Source organism: Pseudomonas sp. P4_D7, assembly GCF_056401755.1.
The window spans coordinates 1-4,799 of sequence record NZ_JBFUIR010000100.1 but is presented as its reverse complement, the minus strand read 5'-3'; the positions used below and the strand labels follow the sequence as shown (position 1 = coordinate 4,799).

The following is a 4,799-nucleotide window of genomic DNA, read 5'->3' as shown; positions in this document are numbered from 1 at the left end:
GAAGTTTTTCAGGTAGGCCATCGATACGCGCCACAACTCGCCTCGTCCATCGTACTGATCAACCAGCGCGGCGCCCCAGCTGTCTTCATCGAGAAACAGCACACGCTTGGAGTAGATGTGCCGCGAGCCCGGTTTCAGGTTGCCTTCCACCACCCACACGCGGTGCAGTTCATAGCGGGTGTATTGCGGGTTGAGGTGGCCCGGGGTGAGCAGTTGCGCGTATTTCACGTCGGGGCTGGCGACTTTGTAGTTGTTGTAGGGGATGTAGATTTCCTGTTTGCCCTTGAGCTTCCACTCGTAGCGATCAGGCGAGCCGTTGAACAGATCGGTGTCGTCGGCGGTGCGCAGGCCATCGGAGGATGCGATCGGCGTGTCGTAGGCGAGGTTCGGTGCGCGGCGCACGCGGCGTTGGCCGGCGTCGTAGATCCAGGCTTGGCGTGCGTCTTTGAGTTGGTCGAGGGTTTCGTGCACGAGGGCGGCGCCACCGGCCAGTCGCGCCGGGCTTTTCACGAAGGCGAGGTAATAGAACAGGATGTTCTTCAGGTCGGCGAACTGGCCGTTCGGGCGGTAATAGTTGAACAGCGCTTCCTGCTGCGAGGTCACCAGCGCGAAGCTGCCGTTGCGCTGGACCGGTGCTTCGGAGGCGCGGCGCACGACGTAGATGCCGCGATAACGGGTGATGTGGTTCCACAGCACTTCAACGCCATCCTTGGGCACCGGGAATGGCACGCCGCCGTAAGCATCGGAGAAGCCGCTGCCGCCTTCGAGCAGCTTGGCCGAGGTGGCGTTTTTCAGGGTGTTGTCGTACAGCCATTGCGGCGCTGAACCGGAGCGGCGGGACGGGTAGATCGGCATCTGGAAGGTGTCGGGGTAGCTGTTGAACAGGGCGATCTGGCCGGGGCTGAGGTGGGCTTTGTATTGGTCGAGATTGGCTTTGGTGATGGTGAACAGCGGTTTGTCTGCCGCGTAGGGATCGGGGTGGTGCTGGCCGGGTTTGTAGCCGGCCGGGGCTTGGGTGATGCCGCCGGTCCACGCGGGGATGGTGCCGGCGGCGTTGCCGGCACGCTCGGCGCCCATGGGGGTCAGGGTGGTTTTCAGTTGTTCGGCTTGTTGTGGGGTGATGGCGGCTAGAGCGGTGCTGGCAGCCAGGCTCAGAAACAGCGCTAGCGATGTTTTTGTCAGTCTTGAAGTGTGAATCATGACTTTCTCCAGAATGCGAAACCTGTGGGAGCGAGCTTGCTCGCGAAAGCGGTGGCTCAGTCGACATTGATGTTGAATGTGCCGGCCTCTTCGCGAGCAAGCTCGCTCCCACAGGGGCTGTGTGTAGCCTTTAAAGGAAATACTTGAGGTTGAACCCGACGTTATCGCGGTCGCGGATGCCGTTGTTCTGCCCGCCGCCGTAGAACTCGGTGTACTGCAACTCGGCTTCAAGCTTGTTCTGGTAATTGGCTTTTATCCCCAGCGTGTAAGCCTTGCGCCCTTCGATGGTGTTGCCGGCCTGATAGCTGTTGCCCTCGAAATCGTCCTTGTAGACGATGTACGGCGAGACGTTGACCCCGGCGTATACGTCGTTCCAGGTGCCGTTGAGCATCGCCGTGTAGCTGTAGGAATTGCGATTGACCTGATCGTCGCGATCACCGCCCGACACATAGGAATAGTTGCCCGTGCCGGCGTAGTAACGACGACTGCCGTCGTAAGCGGTGTATTGCAGACTGCTGCCGCGCAGGTGCTCGGAGGCAAGTTCGAAGATGCCGAACAGCGAGTCGAACGAAGCAGTCGGGCCGAAGTTGTAGATGGTGCCGAGCGAGGTGTTGAACGCTTCGACACGTTCGGCGTTGTTGATCTCGCTGTTGAGATTGACCATCTGCCCGCCGACGTTGATCGACCTGCCCGTCACCGCCACAGCCGCACCGTTGGCCAGGTCACCGATCAGATCGTTAGTGGCCGCAACGCCAATCGGCAAGTTCGGCCGATAAGCAATTTCACCGAACACCGATGCCTCGCCCAGTGTGGTGTTGAAGCTGAAACCGTACATGCGGATGTCTTCGGCATAACGCCGATGCGCCTGGATATTGCCCATCACGTCGGCCGTCGCCAACCCATTGGCCAGCGCCCCGGCCTGACTGCCCGCAACGCCGGACAACAGGTTGGTCAGCGCGTCCATGTCGATGCCTTTGTAGCCGCCCAGGTCCGCCGCGATGGTTGGCTCCTTGGCGTGGTAGTTGACCATATACAAACCGAACTCGGTGCTGTTGAGCTGTTCGGCGATATAGCGAAAGGCAAAACCAAACTGGCCATCGTTGCGTGCGTTGTAGTCCTTGCCGACGCTTGCCACTTTCAGTGTGTTGCCGTAGGCCGGAGTGACGCCGTTGGCATACAGACCAGTGGTTTGCAGGGCGGAGTTGAGCAACGGGTTGTTGCCCAGCGCGCTGTACAAACCGATGACGTTGCCGAACCCCGGAACCGGCGTGTCGAGCGCTGTGCCGCTGAAGTTGTTGTAACCGGTGTTGCCACCGTCGGCGAACAGGTCGGTCTGCGAGTAGAAGGTGCCGACCGGATCGATGCGGGTTTCCTTCCAGTTGGTCTGGTAGAAACTCTCCATGGTCAGCGAATCGGTCAGGCCGATGTTGAAACTCAGTGCCTCCACCGGCACCAGCACTTCCTTGACTTCGGCGCCGGGCAAGCGGTACTTGGCGGCGTCCACCGGGTTGGTGGTGTTGATCCCGCCGCGATAGAAAATCCCCTCACCCCAGTTGAACACCTGCCGACCGACGCGCGCGGTTACCGGCATCTGCGCGACGTCCCAGCTGCCGTGCACATAGGCGTCGAGCATCTCGATGCGGCTGCCGGCGATGTCGCGGGTCTGGCTGGTGAAATGGTTGTCCTGCGGGTAGCTCTGGCTCGGTTGCGAGGGGCTGTTGTTGTCGTAGTAGTCGTTGCGCTTGTCCATCAGTTGCGTGTCGTAGAACGCGGTGCCGCGCACGAACACGCCGTAGTTCTGATAGTTGGCTTCAAGCTCGGAGGTGATCTTGTACACCTCGGAAACCAGCCCGGTATCGAAGTTGCGATTGCCGTCGTTGGTGTTGACGTCATCGTTAGTCTTGTCGCGGCCCTGCACCCGCCACAAACGGCCGTAAGACAAGGTCGTGTCGAGGGAGCCGGTGACCTGCTTGTCCATCAGGCTGAATTCCACCGCGTGCGCCGCATCGACTGCGCACAACTGCAGCAGCCCTGCCAGGCCGACACCGGGGAGCGCGGCGCCCGTCAGGCGCAATCGAGTGTTGATCATCTGTTCCTCCTTCCCTGTTTTTTATTGTTGTGGTGTGCGTTGCGGCGCACTACGGCGCCAATCCCGCGCTGACATAAATCCGGCTGTGAGCGCCGAAATGTCCGAGCAACCTGAACAACTGCTGGTTGAGTGCCGGGTGGTCGAAGTCTTCGCGATGCAGCTGGTTGCCGCTGCTGAAATCACTGCTGACCGGCGCCGTTGCAAGCCACTGGCCGATGGCCTCGTCGAAGGCTGCGGAGTCGTTGACGGCTTCGGCGCTGACCACTTCGCGCAGGTAGTCGACCGAGTACGGCGGGTAGCTTTTGTCCTGGGCCACATCGGCGTAAGCCGCGAGCATCGGATGCGGCTGACCGGCACGCAGCACGCGGCGCAGCCAGGTCGACTGATATTTCTCGACTTCCATGTGCCGTGTGGCGACGCGCTCGATGGAGGCTTGTTTGTCGGCGGCGAAACCGGCCAGCGCCTTGCCTTCCAGCAGCAGAAGACTGGCGAGGTCGACGCCCGGCAGCGGCTTGGCGTGATACGGCTGGGTCAGGTCCTGAATGTGGTGCAGGCCCCAGCCGAGAAAGCGATACCCCCAATACCGATGACCGCTGGCAAATGCCAGTCGCGCCAGGCCCATGTATTGATACGCGCGCCAGTCCGGCCAACTGCGTTCAAGGAAACCGGCAGCGGCGTAGACCACCGCGCTTTCATGGAAGAAGCCCATGTGGAACGGCGCCTGTGAGCTGTACTGGAAACGCGCATCGCCGAACGGTTGCGGGCCGAAGCCGTACAGCGCGCCGACGTTGCCGGGGTTGTCGCTGAACAGATTGATGTCGTGGCCGTAATCCGGCTCGTCGGCAGCGCTGGCGAGCACGGCCAGGGCTGCGACTTTTTCATGATCGGTGACCACGATGAAACGCTGACGATTCCACGGTGACAGGGTTTGTTCGACCATGACCTGGTTAGCTTGCAGATGCTCGCGCTCGGGCAGGTCTTTGCCGGGTAATGGCTGGATGACCATTGCCAAGTGAATCTCGGGATTGATGCGCAGCGCAGTGAGAAAGTCGTGGCGTAAATTGTCACTCGGCACTGCGGGCAATTTCAGGTTGTCAGGTCGTGGCGGGTACTGAGTGAAGTGCGCGCGGGCGAAGCTTTCCTGTTGCTCCAACAGCGCCAGCACGGCCGGATATTGCTCGGTGAGAAACTGCTCCAGTGGCTCGACTGCAACCGCTGGCGCGTCGCGCAACGCTGGCAGGTCCTGCAACGCCAGATAGCTGCCGACCGTATGGTTCGACCAGCCCCAGGCGCTCGGGGCCGTTGCACAAAGCAGCAACAGGAGGAAGGTCAGCTTCATTGCTTTTCGTTCTTATTGGCGGTGCCGTGGGGGATGAGCCTAACAACCGACCCCGCCGCTGACACTGTCCGATCTCACCAGAAAAACTCTCCGATGGCGCCACATAAGAGGATCTGATTCCACCGCATAACCTTGTGGGAGCGAGCTTGCTCGCGAAAGCGGTGGGTCAGA

At 60.8% G+C, this 4,799-nt stretch carries 3 protein-coding genes; all 3 read right to left on the bottom strand.

Annotated features, from left to right (window positions below; all coding sequences use genetic code 11):
- Positions 1 to 1,200, bottom strand: a 1,200-nt coding sequence (locus AC1DVF_RS28365; RefSeq protein WP_477783534.1) for a DUF1329 domain-containing protein, incomplete at its 3' end; no start/stop codon positions are given.
- 130 nt (positions 1,201 to 1,330) lie between these two features.
- Positions 1,331 to 3,289, bottom strand: coding sequence for a DUF1302 domain-containing protein (locus AC1DVF_RS28360; RefSeq protein ID WP_477783533.1), 1,959 nt, complete (start codon positions 3,287 to 3,289; stop codon positions 1,331 to 1,333).
- A 49-nt stretch (positions 3,290 to 3,338) separates the two neighbouring features.
- Positions 3,339 to 4,628, bottom strand: a complete 1,290-nt coding sequence (locus AC1DVF_RS28355) for a phospholipase (RefSeq protein ID WP_477783532.1) — start codon at positions 4,626 to 4,628, stop codon at positions 3,339 to 3,341.
- Positions 4,629 to 4,799: the final 171 nt, after the last annotated feature.